Annotated in this window: 21 protein-coding genes; 6 read left to right on the forward strand and 15 right to left on the reverse strand. The window is 53.7% G+C overall.

The annotated features are described in order from the left end of the window. The 3 genes from GFC01_RS14975 to GFC01_RS14985 form a co-directional block, all read left to right on the forward strand. Positions 1–1,481: sensor histidine kinase (locus tag GFC01_RS14975; protein WP_152947979.1), on the forward strand; the 1,481-nt coding region annotated here is incomplete at its 5' end. Then, the gene (locus GFC01_RS14980) at positions 1,456–2,229 is read left to right on the forward strand and encodes a LytR/AlgR family response regulator transcription factor (RefSeq protein ID WP_013823302.1); all 774 of its coding nucleotides are present in this window, start codon (positions 1,456–1,458) and stop codon (positions 2,227–2,229) included. The genes GFC01_RS14975 and GFC01_RS14980, both read left to right, overlap by 26 nt. 170 nt (positions 2,230–2,399) lie before the next feature. Beyond that, on the forward strand, positions 2,400–4,202 hold the full coding sequence (locus GFC01_RS14985; RefSeq protein ID WP_013823303.1) for a carbon starvation CstA family protein: 1,803 nt from the start codon (positions 2,400–2,402) through the stop codon (positions 4,200–4,202). A 122-nt stretch (positions 4,203–4,324) separates the two neighbouring features. Here the strand turns inward: GFC01_RS14985 and GFC01_RS14990 are convergent, their stop codons facing one another. The 14 genes from GFC01_RS14990 to phnF all read right to left on the reverse strand — a co-directional run bounded on the left by GFC01_RS14990 (position 4,325) and on the right by phnF (position 16,149). Then, positions 4,325–4,882, reverse strand: coding sequence for an O-acetyl-ADP-ribose deacetylase (locus tag GFC01_RS14990; RefSeq protein WP_013823304.1), 558 nt, complete (start codon positions 4,880–4,882; stop codon positions 4,325–4,327). 83 nt (positions 4,883–4,965) lie between these two features. Next, positions 4,966–5,727 carry a type 1 glutamine amidotransferase gene (locus GFC01_RS14995; protein ID WP_013823305.1) on the reverse strand — a complete coding sequence of 254 codons (762 nt, stop codon included), beginning with the start codon at positions 5,725–5,727 and terminating at the stop codon, positions 4,966–4,968. Positions 5,728–5,907: 180 nt separating this feature from the next. Continuing rightward, a complete protein-coding gene (locus tag GFC01_RS15000; RefSeq protein ID WP_152947980.1) occupies positions 5,908–6,840 on the reverse strand; it encodes a sugar phosphate isomerase/epimerase family protein in 933 nt (310 codons plus the stop codon). A 19-nt stretch (positions 6,841–6,859) separates the two neighbouring features. Beyond that, positions 6,860–8,080, reverse strand: a complete 1,221-nt coding sequence (phnM, locus tag GFC01_RS15005; protein WP_194174976.1) for a phosphonate metabolism protein PhnM — start codon at positions 8,078–8,080, stop codon at positions 6,860–6,862. Beyond that, positions 8,077–8,796 carry a phosphonate C-P lyase system protein PhnL gene (gene phnL / locus GFC01_RS15010; protein ID WP_152947982.1) on the reverse strand — a complete coding sequence of 240 codons (720 nt, stop codon included), beginning with the start codon at positions 8,794–8,796 and terminating at the stop codon, positions 8,077–8,079. The genes phnM and phnL overlap by 4 nt, the downstream gene beginning before the upstream one ends. 17 nt (positions 8,797–8,813) lie before the next feature. Then, entirely contained in the window at positions 8,814–9,665 is an 852-nt protein-coding gene (locus GFC01_RS15015) for an ATP-binding cassette domain-containing protein (RefSeq protein WP_152947983.1), read from the reverse strand. Beyond that, positions 9,662–10,549, reverse strand: coding sequence for an alpha-D-ribose 1-methylphosphonate 5-phosphate C-P-lyase PhnJ (locus tag GFC01_RS15020; protein WP_152947984.1), 888 nt, complete (start codon positions 10,547–10,549; stop codon positions 9,662–9,664). Before GFC01_RS15020 ends, GFC01_RS15015 begins: the two co-directional genes overlap by 4 nt. Further along, positions 10,546–11,631: a carbon-phosphorus lyase complex subunit PhnI gene (locus GFC01_RS15025; protein WP_341474024.1), complete on the reverse strand. Its 1,086-nt coding sequence runs from the start codon at positions 11,629–11,631 to the stop codon at positions 10,546–10,548. The genes GFC01_RS15020 and GFC01_RS15025 overlap by 4 nt, the downstream gene beginning before the upstream one ends. After that, positions 11,631–12,248 carry a phosphonate C-P lyase system protein PhnH gene (gene phnH, locus GFC01_RS15030; protein WP_152947985.1) on the reverse strand — a complete coding sequence of 206 codons (618 nt, stop codon included), beginning with the start codon at positions 12,246–12,248 and terminating at the stop codon, positions 11,631–11,633. Before phnH ends, GFC01_RS15025 begins: the two co-directional genes overlap by 1 nt. Next, on the reverse strand, positions 12,245–12,667 hold the full coding sequence (phnG, locus tag GFC01_RS15035) for a phosphonate C-P lyase system protein PhnG (RefSeq protein WP_194174977.1): 423 nt from the start codon (positions 12,665–12,667) through the stop codon (positions 12,245–12,247). Before phnG ends, phnH begins: the two co-directional genes overlap by 4 nt. Positions 12,668–12,704: 37 nt before the next feature. Then, entirely contained in the window at positions 12,705–13,505 is an 801-nt protein-coding gene (gene phnE / locus GFC01_RS15040) for a phosphonate ABC transporter, permease protein PhnE (RefSeq protein ID WP_152947987.1), read from the reverse strand. Beyond that, on the reverse strand, positions 13,492–14,286 hold the full coding sequence (gene phnC / locus GFC01_RS15045) for a phosphonate ABC transporter ATP-binding protein (RefSeq protein ID WP_341474025.1): 795 nt from the start codon (positions 14,284–14,286) through the stop codon (positions 13,492–13,494). Before phnC ends, phnE begins: the two co-directional genes overlap by 14 nt. Before the next feature lie 111 nt (positions 14,287–14,397). Then, positions 14,398–15,324 (reverse strand): phosphonate ABC transporter substrate-binding protein, encoded by a 927-nt coding sequence (gene phnD, locus GFC01_RS15050; protein ID WP_152947989.1) that lies wholly within the window; start codon positions 15,322–15,324, stop codon positions 14,398–14,400. Positions 15,325–15,399: 75 nt separating this feature from the next. Further along, positions 15,400–16,149: a phosphonate metabolism transcriptional regulator PhnF gene (gene phnF / locus GFC01_RS15055; RefSeq protein ID WP_194174978.1), complete on the reverse strand. Its 750-nt coding sequence runs from the start codon at positions 16,147–16,149 to the stop codon at positions 15,400–15,402. 419 nt (positions 16,150–16,568) lie between these two features. Here phnF and GFC01_RS15060 point away from each other — a divergent pair, with 419 nt between their 5' ends. The 3 genes from GFC01_RS15060 (at position 16,569) to GFC01_RS15070 (ending at position 19,624) form a co-directional block, all read left to right on the forward strand. Then, complete coding sequence (locus tag GFC01_RS15060; RefSeq protein WP_341474026.1) at positions 16,569–17,135, forward strand: anthranilate synthase component II; 567 nt, start codon at positions 16,569–16,571, stop codon at positions 17,133–17,135. A gap of 25 nt (positions 17,136–17,160) precedes the next feature. Then, positions 17,161–18,726: an aminodeoxychorismate synthase component I gene (gene pabB, locus GFC01_RS15065; protein WP_152947991.1), complete on the forward strand. Its 1,566-nt coding sequence runs from the start codon at positions 17,161–17,163 to the stop codon at positions 18,724–18,726. A gap of 76 nt (positions 18,727–18,802) precedes the next feature. Then, positions 18,803–19,624, forward strand: a complete 822-nt coding sequence (locus GFC01_RS15070) for an aminotransferase class IV (protein WP_341474028.1) — start codon at positions 18,803–18,805, stop codon at positions 19,622–19,624. Between the two features lie 268 nt (positions 19,625–19,892). On the opposite strand, the gene GFC01_RS15075 is transcribed toward GFC01_RS15070, so the two are convergent. After that, a complete protein-coding gene (locus GFC01_RS15075) occupies positions 19,893–20,858 on the reverse strand; it encodes a copper amine oxidase N-terminal domain-containing protein (protein WP_152947993.1) in 966 nt (321 codons plus the stop codon). Positions 20,859–21,028: the final 170 nt, after the last annotated feature.

Here is a 21,028-nt window from a genome sequence, read left to right on the forward strand (position 1 = left end):
GGCCCCTGGTGGGGGCCGGGGCGGGCCTGTTCGCCGGTATACACCGTTACCTGCTGGGTGGTTTCACCGCCTTCTCCTGCGCCCTGGCCGCCGTGGCCGAAGGCACCCTGGGCGGGCTGGTGCAGCACTACTACCGCCGCGGCCCCATTCCCTGGCATGTAGCTTTACTGGCCGGGCTGGCGGGAGAAACATTGCAAATGGCCATTATCCTGGCCACTGCCCGTCCTTTCGGCGAAGCCTGGGCACTGGTGCAGATCATCGGCCCGCCCATGATTATAGTCAATTCCATTGGCGTGGCCATTTTTATGGTCATTGTCAAAACCGCTGCCGAGCAGCGGGAACGCATCGCCGCCTGCCAGGCACAGCAAGCGCTGCGCATAGCCACCAAAACCCTGCCCTTCTTACGGCACGGGTTGAACCGGGAGTCGGCTGAGCAGACGGCCCGGATTATTTATAATTCCGTCAAGCTGGCCGCGGTGGCCATCACCAATGGCCAGGAGATCCTGGCCCATGTGGGCCGGGGGGACGACCATCATCACCCCGGGACTCCCATATTGACCAGTGCCACTTTAAAGGCGCTGGCCACCGGGGAGGTCCAGGTTGCCCAGACCAGGGATGAAATCGGCTGCCAGGAAAAGAACTGCCGCCTGGCTTCGGCAGTGGTGGTGCCACTGAAAAGGCGGGAGGTAACCATAGGCACTTTAAAGCTTTATCATGACCGGGAAAACAGCATCACGCCGGTAGACCTGGAACTGGCCCGGGGGCTGGCCCACCTGTTTTCCACCCAGCTGGAACTGGCCGAAGTGGAATCCGAAGCCCGACTGCGTGCCCAGGCGGAACTGAAGGCGCTCCAGGCCCAGGTGCATCCCCACTTCCTGTTTAACGCTTTAAATACCATTGTCTCCCTGGTACGCACCAGGCCGGACAAGGCCCGGGAACTGTTGATTAAACTTGCCAGCTTCTTCCGGTACAGTTTACGAAAGGATGATGCTCCCATTCCCCTGGCGGAAGAACTGGCCCATGTGGAGGCCTACCTGGCCATCGAGGGAACACGCTTCGGCAACAAGCTACAGGTAGTCCAGCTTGTAGATCCCGCAGCTTTAACCTGCCCCGTTCCCGCCTTTACCCTCCAGCCGGTGGTAGAAAATGCCATCAAGCACGGCCTGCAACCCAAGAGGGAGGGCGGGAGGATAAAAATTACAGCTAAAGATCAGCCTGGAGAAGTGATAGTCACCATAGAAGATAATGGTGTGGGTATTTTCCCGGAAGAACTGGATAAAATCCTCCTTCCCGGCTACGGGCGCGGCCACGGGCTGGGATTATCCATTGTCAACGAACGTTTGAAGGGCCTGTACGGACCGGGGTATGCGCTGCAGGTAAACAGTGCACCCGGCCAGGGTACAAGAGTGGTCTTGCGCTTTCCTAAAGAAACCAGCTCCCAGGGGGTGAAGGAAGATGCCCTTTACAGCTGTTGTGGTTGACGACGAACCCCTGGCCAGGGACGAGCTAAAATACCTGTTGTCGGTCTACCCGGAATGCCGGGTGGTAGGTGAAGCCGAGGACGCACAGGAAGCCCTGAAACTGGTGGCCGAACTGCAGCCCGATGTGGTTTTTCTGGACATTCAGATGCGGGGGATGTCTGGATGTGAAGCGGCCCGGGAGATGCTTTCTTTCCCGCACCCGCCCCTGGTGGTCTTTGCTACGGCCTATAACGAGTATGCCGTCAGGGCCTTTGAGCTGGGAGCAGTGGATTACCTTTTGAAGCCCTTTGAAGACAAACGGCTGGCCAAGACCATCAATCGCATTGAAGAACTGCGCAGGCGCTCCGGCGACTGGGCGGAAGCTGTGGAACGGGTGGCCGGGCTGCTGCAAGCAAAAAGACACCGGATTAAGAAATTGCCTGTGGAAAAAAACGGGGAAATCAGGCTCCTGGATTACCAGGATATCATCTTCGGCCGGGCCAAAGACGGCAGCGTCCAGATCGTCACCGCCAGTGATACCTGCACCTACACCGGCAGCATGACAGAACTGGAAGCACGGTTAAAAAGTGAAGGTTTCCTCCGGGTACACAAAAGTTTTCTGGTTAACCTGAACCAGGTTCAGGGGGTGCTGCCCTGGTTCAAAGGAACATACTGGCTGGTGATGGGTGACCCTAAAAAGACTCAAATCCCGGTCAGCAAGAGCCAGGTGAAGGAACTGAAATCAATACTGGGATTGGAAGCTTCGTAAAATGCTACCCCACGGAAAGTGGGGTTTTTTCTGTTGATGGGGCCCATATTTCCGATCAACCCCTCTTTTGTTCCGTTGATTAAGCCGTTGTTACCTGTTTCACCGGGAGAGTTTATAATGTAAGCACGGACCGGCCGGTTTCATAATTTTTCAACAGGGAGGGAATAAATGTGCGTGCCTTAACCCTGGTAATTATAGCAGCACTGGTATTTATCCTGGCCTACCGTTTTTACGGAGCTTTCCTGGCAGCGAGAGTCCTGGCCCTGGATCCAAAGCGCCGCACCCCTGCGGAAGCCCATAATGACGGCCGGGACTACGTACCCACCAACCGCTGGATATTATTCGGTCACCACTTTGCCGCCATCGCCGGTGCCGGCCCCCTGATCGGCCCGGTTCTGGCCGCCCAGTTCGGCTACCTGCCCGGCACCCTGTGGATTCTTATTGGCGCCGTGGTGGCCGGCGCAGTCCATGATATGGTCATTCTGTTTGCTTCCATCAGACATGACGGGCAATCCCTGGCCGAAATAGCCCGCCGGGAAGTGGGTAATTTTTCCTACTGGCTGGCTTCCGTAGCCATCCTGTTCCTGTTAATCATTGTACTGGCGGGTGCCAGCGTATCTGTAGTCAACGCCCTCTTCCAGAGCCCGTGGGGTACTTTTACCGTCGGCGTAACTATACCCATAGCCCTGTTCATCGGCATCTACCTCAAGTGGCTCCGTCCCGGGCGCATTGCCGAAGCCACTGTAATCGGCGTAATCCTGATCATCCTGGGGGTGGTGCTGGGACCGGTTATCCAGCATTCCGCCCTGGCTCCACTGCTTACCTTTAACAAGCAACAGCTTTCCCTGATGATTGCCGCTTACGGCTTCCTGGCCGCAGTACTGCCCGTGTGGCTGCTCCTGGTGCCCCGGGACTACCTGAGCACTTACATGAAAGTGGGCACCATGTTGCTGCTGGCCATAGGTGTGATTATTGTCAACCCCGTGCTGCAAATGCCGGCTGTGACCAAATTTGTAGCCGGTGGAGGACCGGTTATCCCGGGTAAAGTATGGCCCTTCATGTTCATTACCATTGCCTGTGGCGCCCTGTCGGGATTCCATGCCCTTGTTTCCAGCGGCACCACACCCAAAATGGTGCGCAGTGAAGCCGACATTCTGCCCATCGGTTACGGCGCCATGTTAACGGAAGGTTTTGTGGCCCTGATGGCCCTGATCGCAGCCACCGTGCTGCCGGCCGCCGATTATTTTGCCATCAACAGCCCGCCGGAGGTCTTTGCCAAGCTGGGCATGCAGGTACAGGACCTGCCCGTGCTCTCCCAGCTGGTGTCAGAAAACCTGGCCGGCCGCCCCGGCGGCGCCGTGTCCCTGGCCGTGGGCATGGCCGACATCTTCTCCAAAATCGGCGGCTTACGGCACCTGATGGGCTACTGGTACCACTTTGCCATCATGTTTGAAGCCCTGTTTATCCTGACCCTGATTGATGCCGGCACACGGGTCGGGCGCTACCTGATGCAGGAAATCGGCGGTGCTGTATACAAGCCGTTAAAGGACCACAACTGGTGGCCGGGCATCATCCTGACCAGCGGTATTTTCACCCTGGCCTGGGGATACCTGCTGTACGGCGGCAGCATTTCCACCATCTGGCCCCTTTTCGGTGTGAACAACCAGCTGCTGGGCAGCATGGCCCTGGCTATCGGCACCACCATGCTGATCAGGATGGGCAAGGCCCGGTATGCCTGGACCACCTTCATCCCTATGGTCTTCCTGACAGTAACCACCATTACAGCCGGATATCAAAATATTGTCATCAACTACCTGCCGAAGCATAACTACCTGCTGGCGGCTATTTCAGCAATCATGCTGATCATGGTTATCCTGATTATCGCCGATTCCGTGAGGGTGTGGATAAAGCTGCTCTCCCAAAAGGGACAGGCTAACCGCATGAAGCGCCTTGAAAAAGCTCCCACAGCATGACCAGGCCAATAAGTAATAGATCATGACAGGTTACTCCACATTAAAAAGGAAAAATCCCTAAAAAGCCCGGGAATTTCCCGGGCTTTTTAGGCAGAAAAGCCTCTTGAGCGCGCCTGTATTTTTCAACCTTCCACCCCACCGGAAAGTTTTTCCCAGGCCCTCTGGTAGACTTTGAAATCATCTTCACGGAACAGAACAAAGCGTACTTCCGTAAAGAAATCGTTTTCTAAAATAAAATCCCGCACCGTTTTCAAAGCAATGGTCGCCGCCCGCTCGATGGGAAAACGGTAGGCACCGGTACTGATGGAGGGAAAGGAAATGGATTTGATACCCTTTTCTCTGGCCAGGGAAAGGCTGTTATAATAGGCATTGTGCAGCAGCTCGTCTTCTCCCCGGTTGCCCCCCGACCAGATGGGGCCCACGGTATGGATGACATACCGGGCTTTCAATTTGCCGCCGGTGGTAATTACCGCCTGACCCGTGGGCAAGCTGCCCTGCCGGGCCACAATCTGCTTGCATTCCTCCAGGATCTGCGGCCCCCCGGCCCGGTGAATGGCCCCGTCCACACCCCCACCGCCCATCAGGCTGGAATTGGCCGCATTAACAATGGCTTCGGTATCCTGCTGGGTGATATCCCCCACCATCAAACGCAGCAAGGTTGAACCCAAACGCACCTCCATGAAAAATCCCTCCCGGAACCAGAAAACTTTGCCCAAATAATTCGCGTTCGGGCAAAGTTTTCCTCTCTTTTTCGCGTTTTATTTTAACCTGAAGGTAAATACTCAGTGAACCCGGTTGGATGCGGCGCTGTCCCGTGTCCCGACAAAATAGCCATCCAGTTATTCAAAAATTGCCCGGCCACCTGCCGGTATTCTTCCCAGATTGCCGCAGTCTCCTGCAACAGGCGGCCGGCGGCACCGGGACCGCCGTATTCTTCCAATTCATCGGCATAAGCTTCGGCCCAGGTATTAATTATCTCCGGGTTCACCTCCAGGTGAAATTGCAGGGCAAAGATGTGCCGCCCTAAAGAAAAGGCCTGGTTAACACAATCCTCGCTGGCAGCCAGGTGGGAAACCCCGGAAGGCAGGGCAAAGGTATCGCCGTGCCACTGGAAGACAAAAAATTCTTCCGGCAAACCGGCAAACAGGGGCGACTTCAAACCGTCGGCGGTAAGCCGGAGTTTATACCAGCCGATCTCCGGAACCGGATTGCGGACAACAGGTGCACCCAGGGCCTTGGCAATCAGCTGACCGCCAAGACATATCCCCAGCACGGGTAAACTTTTTTGGATTGCTTTTTTAATCAGTTGATCAACTTGCCTTAAATAAGGGTAGGACTCCTCTTCATAGACGTTCATCGGGCCGCCCAGGATTACCAGGGCGCCATAGCCATCTAAAGAGGCGGGCAAGTGTGCCCCCGGTTGATCCATCACCCGTATATCAAGCTGCCAGCCCTCTTTCTCCATGGCCGGCTGCAAAAGACCCGGCCCTTCAATGGTCACATTTTGTACTACCAGTGCTCGCAAGACAAAAACCTCCAAAAATCAATTCGTTTTTTGCTTAACCGTGAACACAATTGAAAATGACCCCGATAACTACCGCAGACGTGGATAAGGGTGTCCATTATGTCTTGTTTCTTGTAATGCCTTCACATTTATTCTCCATAATACCATGGCTGGATTTGCCGGACAAGCCCAATCGAGAAGCTAATAACAACAGGCCACCAGCTGCCGCCCCCGTTCCAGGGCCGTCCCGGCCCACCCCCGGTAACGGGGGCGAATTTCGTGTATTATCACACCGGAGTAATCCCGCAATAAAGCAAGTACGTCAGCGACCGGGATTTCACCAAAACCGATGGGCAGGTGCAGATCCCCCCGGCCGGCGGCCATCAACTCAGCCTGTTTCTTTTCCAGCGAACCGGAAATCCGGCCGAAGTTATCGTGCAGGTGCACGTGGCGTACGTATGGAGCAGCCAGGGCCACGGCTCCCAGGAAATCAAAGCCATAATGCCGGGCCGATAGATATGCATGACCTACATCCAGAGTTATGCCCACCTGGGGATGGCCGATAGCCTTCACCTGTTCCACCAGCAGGGACAAGTGCTCCGCATAACAATAGGGGCTGCCATCCAGGTAAGGCCGGGCATTTTCCATAGCTATGGTAACCCCCAGTTGTTTCGCCCTTTCGGCCAGATCCAGTAACGCTTCCCGCTCCTGCCGTCGCATTTCATCTCTGACTTCCGGGCTAAGGTTCTGTCGACCTCCGGGCAGGTGGAAGGTCTCCTCCGGTACATATCTGCCGCTGTGGTAAACCAGTACCTCCGCTCCAATGGCTGCAGCAAACTCCAGGCTTTGCTTAAAAGCCTGTTTTTGCCAGAATAGGTTTTCAATATCCATCAGGTTTAAAGGATTGGGGGCATGGACTGTGTAACAAAAGGGAAACCGGGCAAGCAGCCGGCATATTTCCTCCACCCGCGGGGGCAGCAGCCGTCCCCCTATCATGGCCCCCACTCCGTGCACAGGAATTTCCACATACTCAAAACCGAGCCCAGCAAAATACTCTAAATCCCGGGCCAGGGTGTCCAAATTGTTATCCAGCCGGGTAGCATCGGCGTTGATACCAAATCCTTTGATGGGCATAAAAATCCTGCTCCTTACCTTAAAATGACCGGTTATTGCAGGTTGCCACCTGCTCTCCCCTACAGTGATAGTTCAGGGAATAAACAACGCGGCCATCAACCATTGTCATTAACACAACGGGAATTCCTTCGTCAAGCCTCACCAGTACCAGATCCGCCCGCCGTCCAACCTCCAGTGCTCCTACTTCTCCAGCTAGTCCGGCAGCCCGGGCAGGATTTGTCGATACCAGAGATACGCTCTGAGGTAATGAATCAGGAGTTTCAGCCAGTGCAAAAACAGCAGAAAGCATGGCTGGCGGGTAATAATCGGAACACAGGATGTTCGCTGCTCCAACAGCCACTGCTTCTCTGGCACTCAGATTCTTGGCCTGGGAACCCCCCCGCACCACATTCGGGGCCCCCACGCAGACATTCAGGCCCATTCTTCTGGCAAAAGAGGCAGTTTCCATATTTACAGGAAATTCGCTGATACTGATTCCCAGCTCATGAGCCATTTTTATCCTGGCCGGACTGTCATCATCGTGGGAAGCTACGGGTATACCCAACTCCCGGGCTTTATCTGACAGCTGGCGCATCCTGGCGAGCACCAGTCGTCTATCCACATTATTCTTTTTGGCCAAAAGCTCTTCTATCTTTTCCTCCTGTACACCGGAAGACCAGCGCATCCACTCCTTATACTTTTCCAATTCCCGGAACTGGCCCTGGCCGGGGGTATGATCCATAAATGAAAGCAAATCCACCCTGCCTTCGTTCATCAGTTCCATAATAACAGGTACCGCCGACAGGTCGGTAATTTCATAACGCAAATGGATCCGGTGCCGGATCAGGGTCGGACCGGCGGACAGTTGGCAGATGCACCGGATAACCTGGGCAACCAGTTCGTTGGAACGCAAACCCAGTTCTTCCCTGGCAAAAGAAAGGGAATGAAATACGGTGGTTATTCCGCAGCCGGCGAGGCGTTTTTCCAGTTCACGAAAAGCCAGTTCAACCGGAAATATCGCCCCGGGGCGGGGTTCGATTTCCCTTTCAATGGCATCGCTGTGCAGGTCAACACATCCAGGCAGTATCCAGGCCCCACCGGCATTAATTACATACTTTTCCATTTGCCTCTCCAAAGCGTGTATCTGCCCGGCCGGTCTGATATCCGTAATTACCCCCCCTGAAATCATAACACAGGCATTTTCTACCACGCCTCCCGGAATAACAGCGCGACCGTTAACAATTAACAGATCACTAATCACGCCAGTTCCCTCCGTTTTTCCGGATAACAATAGCCGTCCCGCATAACGAATGCGCTGTCTACCAGCCGCCTGGCCGCATCCATATCGTGAAAGATGCCGACCATGCTTGTGCCGGATCCCTTCAGTTCCCGCAGCAATTCAATTACCGTGTTTTTGGTATTTACATCCAGGGAGGCAGTGGGCTCATCCAGAAGCAAAAGGCGGGGTCGGGTAATAAGTGCCCGGGCCAGGTTGACCCGTTGCTGTTCTCCTCCGCTGAAGGTAACCGGGTAGGCATCCCACAACTCCCTGGCTACGCCCAGCCGTGCCAGATATTCCCTGGCTACCTTGCGGGCCTCCTCCTGGTCTGTGCCCTGCAACCACAGCCCTTCGGCCACCACGTCCACCGCCGGCACACGGGGCATGATTTTCAAAAACTGCGAAACATAGCCTATCTCCTGCCGTAAAACCAGCACCTGTCGTTCCGGTGCCAGGGCCAGATCTACCTCGCCGTAGCAGCGAGAAAGGTACTTGATGCATCCGCCTGAAGGCAGATAAGTCCGGTAAATGCATTTTAAGATCGTAGATTTACCGGACCCGCTGGGGCCAAAGATGCCCAAAAAAGCTCCTTCCTCAACAACGAAGGAAACGTCCTGGCAGCCCACAATGGTTTTGCCGCCCAGCATATGCAGGGTAAATTTTTTACACAGGTTTTCTACTTTCAAAATCACGCTCATTCGTTTTCCCCCATTAACTATAAAAGAGAATTTACCAGCAATTGGGTATAGGGATGTTGTGGGTCCTCCAGGATCTGATCGGTAAGCCCAATTTCAACTACACGACCGTTTTTCATCACAGCAGTGCGATGGGCCAGCAACCGGATTACCCCCAGATCATGGGAAACCACAATCATGGCGATCCCTAACTGGCGTTGCAACTGCTTGATCAGATCCAGCACCCGGGCCTGGACTGAAACATCCAGGCCGGTAGTCACTTCATCCAACAAAAGCAGGGGAGGGTTGTGAGCCAAAGCCTTGGCTATTTGCACCCGTTGCTGCATCCCGCCGCTAAAACGACCTGGCAGTTCATCCATCCGTTCTACGGGCACTTCGGTACGCATCAGTAAGCGGGCTGCCTGCTCACGGATATAGCCTACATGCCTTACATCGGCTGCCAGGAGTTTTTCAGCGATGTTACCGCTGCACGAAAAACTAAAATCCAGCCCCAGTTGAGGATTCTGGTAAACCATACCAATGAGGTGATTACGAAGGTAACGTTTGCGCTGGCCGCTTTCCTGTAAAATATTAACTTTGCCTTGTTCGTAACAGGACAGGTAAACCTCACCCCCGGTAGCTTCTTCATCAAAATAAAGACACCGCAGCAGAGTACTCTTACCGGAACCGCTCTCTCCCACGATCCCCAGAACTTCCCCCTCGTATAACTCCAGGGAAATGCCGCCGCAGGCCACTACTGAACCGCAGCGGGAACAAACCTGGCTATTTGCTTGCGGTCCCGTTAGTTCAAGACAATAAGGGCACTGCTCACCGTAAATCTTAAGGAGGTTTTTTACCTGAAGCAGTAAACTATCCCATCCATGTTCATTCAAAGGCCATTCCTCCCCGCACTAAAACGCATCCCCAGCCGTTTATCACAATAGGCCGTATCGGAACAGGCGTAAACCTTCCGACCGGTACGGCTGTCGTAGATTTCATCCAGAAAGCTATTCACGCTGCCGCAGCGGAAACAGGCCTGCCCGGAGAAATCCTCCACCCGGAAGGGATGATCCTTAAATTCCAGGGGAACGACGCGGGTGTAAGGCGGAATGGCATAAATACGTTTTTCCCTGCCGGCACCAAAGAGGTAGAGGGTTTCGGCCATATTCAGCTTGGGTACATCCCAGCGAGGAATAGGAGATGGATCCATAATATATCGTCCATGCACCAGCACCGGGTAGCGGGCGCCAATAGTGATTTCCCCCCAGCGCACAATATCCTCGTAAAGATAGACCCATATCCGGCTATAGTCCTGCTCGGCGTGCATTTGCCTGGTCTTCCGTTCACTGGGCTCCACAATACGTAAGGCGTCCGGATAGGGTACCTGCAGCACCAGGATCTGCTTTTCGGTCAAAGGCTCTTCAGGAATGCGGTGTCTTGTTTGGATGATCGTCGCCTGGGTAGTATCAAAGGTGGTCTTGATACCCGTGGTAAGCACCACCAGTTGCCGCAGGTTAACCGCATTAACGCTGCCGTCGCAACCCTGATCGATTACTTTAAGCACATCATGTGGCCCCAGCAGGGAAAGGGTAATCTGTAAGCCCCCGGTGCCCCATCCCCGGGCAATGGGCAACTCGCGGGAGGCAAAAGGAACCTGGTATCCCGGAAGGGCCACGGCTTTAAGAATCTTTCGCCGTACTTCTCGCTTGGTATACTCGTCAAGAAAGGCAAAGTTATAGCCCGTACGGCGCGGCGGAACCAGCTTAGCAAATCTCATTCCACTTCTCCCCCCTTATACCGCCGGGCAGTACGCAAACGGTCCAGATCGGATTGAAAAGTGATGTAATGGGGCAGCTTGTAGTGGGCAGCAAACCCGGATGATTCGATACCATCCACTATGGAGAGCACAAATTCTTGATCCTCGGCTGGCACCTGAGGTTTGGTGCTGCGCATGGCCCGATCCAGCACGGCCATGGAAATTGCTTTCAACTCGTTGTGACCGAAACAAAGCCCGTAGCCCAAAGTAAACTGCGGCTTGCCCTTTTCACCGACGGCTTCCAACCTGGCAATCACTTCGGCCTCGGTAACCAGCACCCGGCCTGCATATACTTCCCGCCCCCAGGAGTCCTTTAGGCGTAAGGGAACGTAACCTACTCGCAACTCACCAATGGTGGGATGAATATCTCCATAACCCTTCATGCTGCTGTAAGCCAGCGCCAGCAACCCTCCTGTTTCCCCGCGGGCCAACACCTGCAGAGCGGCCTGCCGGGGAGCAGGAAAGGTCAAGGGTTCCCGTGTGATGTCGGGGGGTTCCGGCTTTACCGGTTCCTCTTCTGCCAGTAACCCTTCCAGGCGCAACAACTCGATTACCTTGGGAAATGAGGGAATTTCTTCCGGGATATCCAGGTCCTTAAGATACTCTTCAATAAATTCCGCTACCTGCTTTTCCCCTTCTTCGACTAGGGTAAAATCCAGCAGGCGCTGGGTATAGTCCCGGGTGGGCCCGAGCAACTGGCCGCCAGGAATATCCTTAAAAGCAGCAGAGATGCGCCGCAGGATACGCATTTGCCTGGTATCCGCCGGCAAAGAAACATAACTGCGGGGTAGGGTAGAACGGTAAGCCCGGAGGATAAAAGACGCTTCGATGGTATCTCCCTCAGCCTGTTTTAAGGCCAGGGCGGCATGAAACGGGGCATATAAAGAACCTTCGCTCATCACCCTGTCCACGGCCAGACGCAACTGTTCTTGAATCTGACGGACTTCCAGCGGCCGGGACCCCCCTTTGAGGCGAAAATAGCGCAGCATTTTCATCGCTTCGGTAATGGCTTCCGTACCACCCCTTACGGCCACATAACCCACTAGATCACCACCTCCTGATTCACCGTGGTGGTTCTGGGCAGGCAGGCTATCCGGCCATCCTCAGCCACCATAATCCAATCAACTCCCAGGGGATATTCCCGGTTCAGGTTATTGAAGTGTTCCAGGTAAGACAGGTGCAGGCCACGGATCAGCAGTCGGCAATGATCGGGTATACCGGGTCCGGAAAGCGTTACCGCCAGCCCCTGGTAACGGTGCTCCGGATCAGAAAGGATTTCATCGACAGCAACAATAACCGTGGCCCCACCATCGGGGTATTCCAAATTCCCACGCTTGGCCAGAGATAACCGGGGTATAAGATCCTTCCCTGGTACTATAATGAAATCTGCCTCCTCAACTTTTACGGGCCTGCTGCCCGTATTTACAACCAGGTAACTTTCCATTTTTTGTGCTTCTCTGCCCAGTACGCAGAATGTAACCTCCCGATCCAGGAGCGTAAAAGCTACCGCTGCCACATGGGAACACCATTCACCAGGGGGGCAAAGACCGGTAGCGGGTAACAGGTTGATCTTGCCCGGCCGGGCCATGGAATCTAATATACAGCGAAATATTTTCTGAGAATCAAAAACCGGGTCAAAGCCTTGTTTCCCTTCAATCACGGATTCATCACCTCAAACTCGACCCTGGTCCGGCTCACCAGGGAAAATTCAGCCCTCTCCCGACGCCGGATTTTATCTTCTTCTTCCCGCAGAACGGCCATGATTCTGGCTGTCAGCGGGTGGTTCCCCCTGGTGGCAGCATCGAAAAGCGCCAGGCACAGTGCCCTTTCTGGTTCATCGCCGAGGGCAAATCCCTTCCCTGGCACCCCGTTTACCTCTACTACGCACTCGGTAATCAGTACCTCACCCAGATTAAACGGGTATCCCTGTACCGATTCCAGCGCCCGCATCATTACCAGGCTGGCAGCAGGTTCTTGTATTACTTTTATTTCTGCAGCTTGCAACAACTCTTCGGCCAGCGTGACCAGTACCTCCAATTCCCCTTCAGCCACAATGTAACTGATTTTTTGATAATCCAAAGTTATCCCAATCCTCCTTATAACAACCAATGATCACTTAAATTACATAAGAACGGATACGCGAGGAAATATAATCCACCACTGTCACTGTCAACAAAATCACCAGCAGAATACTGGCTGTATCGGCATATTTAAACAAACGCATGCTGGTGATTAGTTCAAAACCAATCCCTCCAGCTCCTACCAGACCTAGAACAGTAGCGGCACGGACATTGTGTTCCCAACGGTAAAGATTATAGGTGATAAACTCAGGAAGTACCTGAGGCACTACACCGTAAATAATCACCTGTAATTTATGGGCACCGGTGGCCTCAAGTGCCTCCACCGGTCCGGGGTCAATGTTTTCGATAGCTTCGGCGTAAAACTTGCCCAGCATTCCTGCCGAGTGCAAAGCCAGCGCCAGCACGCCGGGAAAGGGCCCCAAACCCACTGCGGCCACAAAAATCAAGCCGAAAACCATTTCGGAAACGGCCCGCAGAGCATTGAGGATGATCCTGGCCACAGCATAAAGAACCGGGTGGGGAGTCAGGTTAGCTGCCGCCAGCAAACCCAAAGGAATGGCCAGCAATACTGCCAGAGTAGTCCCCCAGATGGCTATCTGAATGGTTTCAATAGTGGGACGGACCAATTCCGGGATGATGGTCAGGTTTGGTGGAAACATGCGGGAAAGAAAATCCAGCACATGTGGATAACCCCGCACCAACTCTGCTATGCTAAGGTTGGTACCGTAGGCGCTCCAAACGTAGACACTCAGCAAAAGGGCCAGAACCAGTACCCGCTGCAGAAGAAGATAGCCATCCCAGGCCGGGCCTATTTTTTCGTGGTCAGGCATGAGCATACTCTGTCCTCCCGTAAGTACCCGAATTAATCGATGGTTCGGTTGCCATACCATCATAGACGTACTCCAGATCTTTCCGTGTTACTTGACTTACGGGCTTATCCATGATCACACTACCCTCTCGAATGCCCACCACCCGCCGGGCAAACTCCATGGCCAGGTCCACGTCATGCAGGCTGACGATCACCGTAATATGATCCTGGCAGTTGATTTCCCGTAATGTTTCCATAACCGTACGGGAAGAACGGGGATCCAGGCTCGCTAGCGGTTCATCGGCCAAAAGCACCGCAGGCTGCTGAACAAGAGCCCGGGCAATACCCACCCGCTGTTGCTGGCCACCGCTTAACTGGTCAGCCCGCTGGTAAGCCTTATCAATAAGACCCACCCGTTCCAGGCAGGATTTGGCCAGTTCCACATCTCGACGGGAAAAGAAGCGAAAGCAACTGCTCCATAAGGGAGTATAGGCCAACCGGCCGCAAAGTACATTATCCAGTACCCGCAGTCGCTTAACCAGGTTGAATTGCTGGAATATCATACCGATCTGGCGGCGCAACTTCCTCAGGTTGCTGCCGTTTTCTGCCCCCACCTGTACCCCGTTTACCTCTACCTGCCCGGCAGTTGGTCTTACCAGGCCATTGATACAACGCAGAAGGGTTGATTTACCCGCCCCGCTCGGCCCCAGCAAGACCACAAATTCGCCATTACCAATTTCCAGATTTACATCGCACAGTGCCTGCACACCATTGGGATATTCCTTATATAAACCAGTGATTCTGATCACTGCCAACACCTCCACATTATTTCAGGTCAGATAAGTATTACCCCATGCCCATCCTGCGCCATGGTTGGCGTGGGGCGAGTATAACCCGCCCCACGCCAACGGAGGTTCATCTTACTTCATTTTCTTCAGATCAAGGTTCAAAATCTTTGCCGTTTCCCGGATAATGTTATAATCGCTATCCCTGGCCTCGTCGTAACGAATGATCTCGCCGTAACCACTCAGTGCCTGGGGATCTTCATTGTGCATATTCAAGAAAGCCTGTTTGATCTTTTGCTTTAAGTCTTCCGGCAAATCCTTCCGGTAGACAATGGGAGATCCCGGAATGGGGTCCGATTTGGCAATGATGATATTCTCTTCAGGAGAGATCAGCCCTTCTTTTACCATCTTTTCATAAGTAATGTCATTATCCGCTCCCGCAGGCACTTTCTTGTTTTTGATCGCCAACTCCACCGCATCGTGGCCGCCGGCATAAGTCACACTCTTGAAGTCCTTTTCTGGGTCAATGCCGGCTTTTTTCAACATCACACGCGGAAAAAGGTTGCCGGAAGTAGAGGCAGGATCCACAAACACAAAGTCCTTGCCCCTTAAATCGTTCAATGTTTTAATCCCGCTGTCTTTGTGGGCAACAATGATACTCTGATAGGTTGACTTACCGTTACTGCGTACCCCTACAGCAAAAGCCTCAGCATTGGCCACATCGGCTGCCAGTACATAGGAAAAAGGACCAAAGAAAGCAACGTCGACCTTCTTCGAACGCATGGCTTCGATTACCCCGGAATAATCGGTGGCCATGAAGGGCTCCACCTTTATTCCCAATTTTTTCTCCAGATAGGCAATGGTACTACCAAAGCGTTTCATCATTTCTTCCTGATCTTCCGCCGGAATCAGACCCATTTTTAACACTTTCATTTCTGCGTTTTGTTTATCAGCAGGGGGATTAGATCTTTCGTTCTCTTTTCCACCGCCACAACCGGTCACAAGAAGCATTGATACCGCCAGGGTAGCTAACAGGATGAATAATTTGCTTTTCCGGAACATATTTTCCCTCCTCGCAGACTGCTCTGACTGATTAAATACTGAACTCCTTGCACAGGGTTTGCGGTCTCATCCTATTTACGTGCCTCGTTGATCACGGGAAAAATCTACCTGCAAACAACTCCTGTCTCCCCTGAATCGCGAGACGCAGTATTCTATCACCACCCCCTCTTCCGTAAGCATGGTACTTTTCACCTGCAGCACCGGTACATTGGGTGAAATCTCCAATATTTCTGCATCATCAGCGGTAGGCAGGACGGCACGCAAAATTGAGCGAGCGCGAATGGGGCGCAGACGATAGTGTTTTTCCAGGAGGTGGTAAAGCGAAGTAAATCCTTCCATATGATTCAACAGGCCTGGCACCAGATGGCTTGGGAGATAAGATGTGGTTACGGAAAAAGGCTCATTGTCTACGGAGCGTAAAATTTCCAGAACCACGACCCGCTGGTTCTGATCCAGGTTCAGTTCTGTGACCACTTCGGGAGAGGGGGGCATCTCCACCGCTTTTAAAATCCTTGCAGCAGGGGAATGCCCCAGTTCCATAATGTTTCGGGTAAAACAGGTGCGGCTTGATACCTTATACTGTATTTGCCTTTCTGCCCCCCGCACGGGATAGGTTCCCTTCCCCTTGAGGCGGTAAACCAGGCCCGCATTTATCAACTCGGCAATGGCCTGTCGCACGGTATGGCGATTGACCCCGTAATACGTACTTAAGTCCGATTCAGAGGGCAAACGCTCCTGAGCACTGAAGGCCCCCTGCCGGATTTGTCTTGCTAAATCCTGTGCAATTTGCCGGTAGTAAGGAATGCCGTTGGCCTTATCCAGCATACACTTACACCTCATTTAACATTTAGATCCGTAAACGAGATATCAACTCAGCCAAATTGGACATCCGAGAGATATAGATGTCTAGATACGTTCCCCTTAAAATAAAACTCCCCGGCTCATAAGAACCGGGTTTATATTTTCGTATTTTACTTTTACTATCGCATGAACCTGTTAAATACAAATTAAGCTCACATTAAACCCCTGTAATTTTTACGTTAAACCTCCTTGACACACCGTTAAAACCTGTGCTAAGCTGACCTTGACAACTGAAAGCTGAGCTTGAGCTGAGCAGGGAAGAGCCAGGGGGAGCTTGAGACGACTCGGAGATTTTGGGGTGAGGACCAGCCAGGGGCTGGTTTTTTGTTTTTACAGTGCGGGAGTGGCTTCACTGAATCTTTCGATTGGTGGAGGTCTTCACTGTGGTCATTATGATCGACAATTACGACTCCTTTGTGTACAACCTGGTCCAGTACCTGCAGGAACTGGGGCAAGAGGTACGGGTTTTCCGTAACGACCGGGTGACCCTGGAGGAAATGGAAGCTCTTTCTCCCAGCCACATTGTGATTTCCCCCGGTCCCTGCACACCAGATGAAGCAGGAATATCCCTGGCTGCAATTAAACACTTTGCCGGACGCATCCCCATCCTGGGCGTATGCCTGGGCCACCAGGCCATCGGTCAGGCCTTTGGCGGGCGGGTAGTAAGGGCCGGACGGCCCATGCACGGCAAAACTTCCCTGGTCTACCATGACGGCACTGGTATTTACCGCGGGTTACCCAACCCCTTTGCCGCTGCCCGGTACCACTCCCTGCTGGTGGAAAGAGAAACCCTCCCGGATTGCCTGACCATTACCGCCCAAACCGATCAGGGGGAAATCATGGGTTTGAGGCACTGGGAATATCCGGTGGAGGGGGTACAGTTTCACCCGGAATCCATTTTAACGATGGTGGGGAAAAAACTGCTGGCAAATTTTCTGACCCTGGCCTGAATCCCAATGAAAGGGCGGATCGATTATGCCGGTGTGTTTACCTCTAATAAAGAAAATCCCGGTAACAGCAGACGTATTGGCCCTCTTCGAAGGGCTATCCTCCCGCCCCTACAGCTTTTTGCTGGACAGCGGGTTGGTCATCCAGGGACTGGGCCGGTACTCCCTGATGGGGGCAGATCCCTTTCTGGTGTTGCGCTCCCGGGGAAAACGCTTATGGCTGGAACGGGAAGGAGAAACTACTCTTTTAGCCGGCCACCCTATGGAAAAGCTCAAAGATTTACTGGCCCATTATCGCCTGCCCCCGGGCAGCTGTCCCCTTCCTTTCGGCGGCGGCGCGGTGGGATACTTCAGCTACGACCTGGGGCGGGTACTGGAAAAAATGCCTTCCCTGGCCGTGGACGATTTACAAACCCCCGACCTCTGCCTGGGGTTTTACGACGTGGTCACGGTGGTAGACCGGGTTACGGGAGAAGTATGGGTGGTTTCCACCGGTTTTCCGGAAACCGGTCCCGCAGCTGCCGTACGGCGGGCGCGGCAAAGGCTGGCTGAAACCTGCAGTTTGCTGGCCAGCGGGCTGCAACGGCAACAAATGGTAACCGTTCCCGTAGAAACAAGCCGGGAACCGTGGTCACATGCCGGTGACACGGGCATACCGCGGGTAAACAGCTCTCACCATGGAAGCTGTTCCGGGAAACGAAATGCGCCCACCCTTTTTGCCCACTTTGACGAAATCAGCTACTGCCGGGCGGTGCAGCGGGCCAAAGATTACATTGCCGCCGGGGATATCTTTCAGGTCAACCTGTCCCAGCGCTTTTCCCTGCCCCGGGTGGTGGAGCCCTGGCCCCTGTACCGGCGCCTGCGGGCCATCAATGCCGCTCCCATGGCGGCCTACCTGAACTTTGGAGAATTCCAGGTGGTCTGCTCTTCACCGGAACGCTTCCTCAAGGTAACCGGCAGGCGGGTGGAGACCCGCCCCATAAAAGGAACCCGCCCCCGGGGAAAAGACCCGGCCAGCGATATGCAGCTCAGGGAGGAGTTGTGGAACAGTGAAAAAGACCGGGCCGAACTGGTGATGATTGTGGATATGGAGCGCAACGACCTGGGACGGGTCTGCCGGACGGGATCGGTGCGGGTGCCGGAACTTTACCGGCTGGAGGAGTATGCCACCGTATTTCATCTGGTTTCCACAGTGGAAGGGGAACTGGCCCCGGATAAAGATGTGGTGGACCTGCTGGCGGCGGCCTTTCCCGGCGGCTCCATCAGCGGGGCGCCAAAGATCCGGGCCATGGAAATCATTGAGGAACTGGAACCGGTACGCCGGGGTATTTACACCGGCTCCATCGGCTACATCGGCTTTGATGGTAACGCCGATTTAAACATAGTGATCCGCACGCTGATATTTAAAGAGGAACAAATCTACTTCCAGGTTGGCGGTGGCATTACCATCGATTCAGACCCTTACATGGAGTATGTAGAAACGCTGGACAAGGCCCGGGCACTGGTACGGGCGCTGGGTCTGGATGACCGGCAGGCTTTCGCTTCCCTGGCCGTCAGGCCGGTGGTGCATGAGAAGCATCGATCAACCCGGTGACAGAATATCAGTGAATGTTCAGCAAAAACGCAATGACGAGGATGCGGTGAGGTGAGGTGATAGATAATTGAACACCGTGATATGTATAAACGGCCAGTTTCTGCCGGCAAGCCGCGCCCAAGTTCCCGCCCTGGACCAGGGATTCCTTTATGGCTACGGCCTTTTTGAGACCATCCTGGTACGTGGGGGTCAACCCGTGTTGCTGGAAGCACACCTGAAACGGCTGGAGAAAGGATGCACAGCCCTGGGGATGGCCCTGCCCCTGTTACTGACTGAGCTGGGCCGTCTGGTATATCAAACAATAAAACTAAACGATACCACAGACGGCGCCCTGCGCCTAACCCTTTCCGCCGGAACGGCCCCGGGCGAAGCCGCCGGTAACGTGGTCATCTCCACCCGCCCTCTGCCTTACAGCACCCTGGACTATCAAAAGGGGTTTCGGGCCGGCTGGTCATCTTTCCGGCGTAATGAACAATCTCCTCTGGTAAAATTCAAAACTTTAAACTACCTGGAAAATGTGCTGGCCAAAAAGGAAGCCCGGGAAAGAGGGTGGGATGAGGCACTTTTTTTGAACACCGCCGGCTATGTGGCAGAAGGAGCGGTGAGCAATATATTCCTGGTAAAGAACAGCCAGGTGATTACTCCCTCTCCGGATCAGGGGTTGCTGCCCGGCATCATGAGGCAGGTGGTGCTGGAAACCTGCCGCCGGCTGGGCATTGCGGCACAGGAGCGGCCGGTCTCCCCGCATGAACTGCTCGACGCCGACGAGTGTTTCCTGACCAATTCTTTAATGATGGTAATGCCCCTGGTAAAAATTAATGACCGCCCCATCGGTAGCGGACAACCAGGAGTTGTAACCGGAGAGATAAAAATGGCGGTAAGGGACCACATATCATAGTCCGGGAACGGATGCGGATAAGGCCGGATAAAGAGTGAGTGGTCGTAAGCATAGCATAGGCCACTTTACCCCTGCGGTTTTCATCGCGTATCAGTAAAACCGGTTATGACAAGGATGCGGCGCTGTCCGGAGCGAACGACTTGCGAAGCGCCGGTAACAGCACCCCGGGTTCATTGAATATTTACTCATCGCGGGGCAACCTGGCCCCAGTTCTGGGGATATAATATCGAAGCCACCCGACAGGGTGGCTTTTCGAGCACTTTATTTACTATTCTACCGCCACAAGATTGCCTTCCCGGTAGTAATTTACTTTAGCCTTCAAACCTTCCCCGATAAAGCGCAGAGGCACCAGTGTCCGTCCGTCAACAACCCTGGCGGGAACCTCCAGCATAACCGGGTTTCCGTCAACTAATGCATTCCCGCTGCCCACTACCAGTTTAACGGTGGAATTGTTGAGTTGAATGTTAATGGTGTTATCCTTGTAATCAACGGCGGCACCGAGGCTCTCTGCCAGTACCCGGAGCGGCACCAGGACGCGGCCATTTTCAACCACGGGGGCCACATCAAACATGGGCATGTTTCCTTTTATATACACTTTTACCTTATTATCTTTTACTTTAGCAAAAACCTTATTTAAGGCAGAATAGATTTCATCGTCACCCGGGTTGTTCCTCAGGGCCTGCTCCAACAGCGAACGGGCATCCTCCATTTTTCCGGCCTTAATGAACATCTCGCCCAGGTGCTTATAACCTTGTGCCCTGGTAAGGCTATCGGCGGACACATCCTCTTCCAGCGCCTCTTTCAATTCCCCGGCTACGATGACGATCTCATTCTGGTCGTTCCAATCCTTAAGGCACTGCTTTGCTTCATAAACCGCCTGGGCAACGCTTCTCCCTTCCAGAATGGCCTGCAGAGCAGCCCGGGCCACCGGGTTTTTCACATGCTGCAGGGCGTTTTCTACACCCTTATAAACGTGCTCTGTCACGCTCTTCTTTTCTTCCTGCTCTTGTAGCCCATTTTCCTCTCTTTCCTTGTTCCGGTTTTGCTCTTTTTCCTCAACCGTGGCCCCTTCATTCATGTTCCTTTCCTGTTCTTGCTCCATGTTCCGTTCGGCGTGTCCTCTGGCCTGGCCGTACTGCCCCCCACCCTTTGGCGCGGCCCACGCACCGGCCGCCAGGGAAAAGATCAGTACGGTAACCAGCGCCAGGGAGAATAACTTTTTCCACCTCTTCATGAACCACCCTCCATTCTTTTGTTTTTTGCTTCGTACACCTTATACGATTGGCCAGCCAGTTTTAGGGGGTAAAAGACCAACTTTTTTTCCAGTGCCGGAAAACCTTCTTTAGATGCCCACTTACCCCATAACTTCCAGCCACGTCTGTACTGGTGAGTGAACCTGTGGTA

It is taken from the genome of Desulfofundulus thermobenzoicus, assembly GCF_009428905.1.
In the GTDB taxonomy this organism is placed as follows: Bacteria; Bacillota; Desulfotomaculia; order Desulfotomaculales; family Desulfovirgulaceae; genus Desulfofundulus_A; species Desulfofundulus_A thermobenzoicus.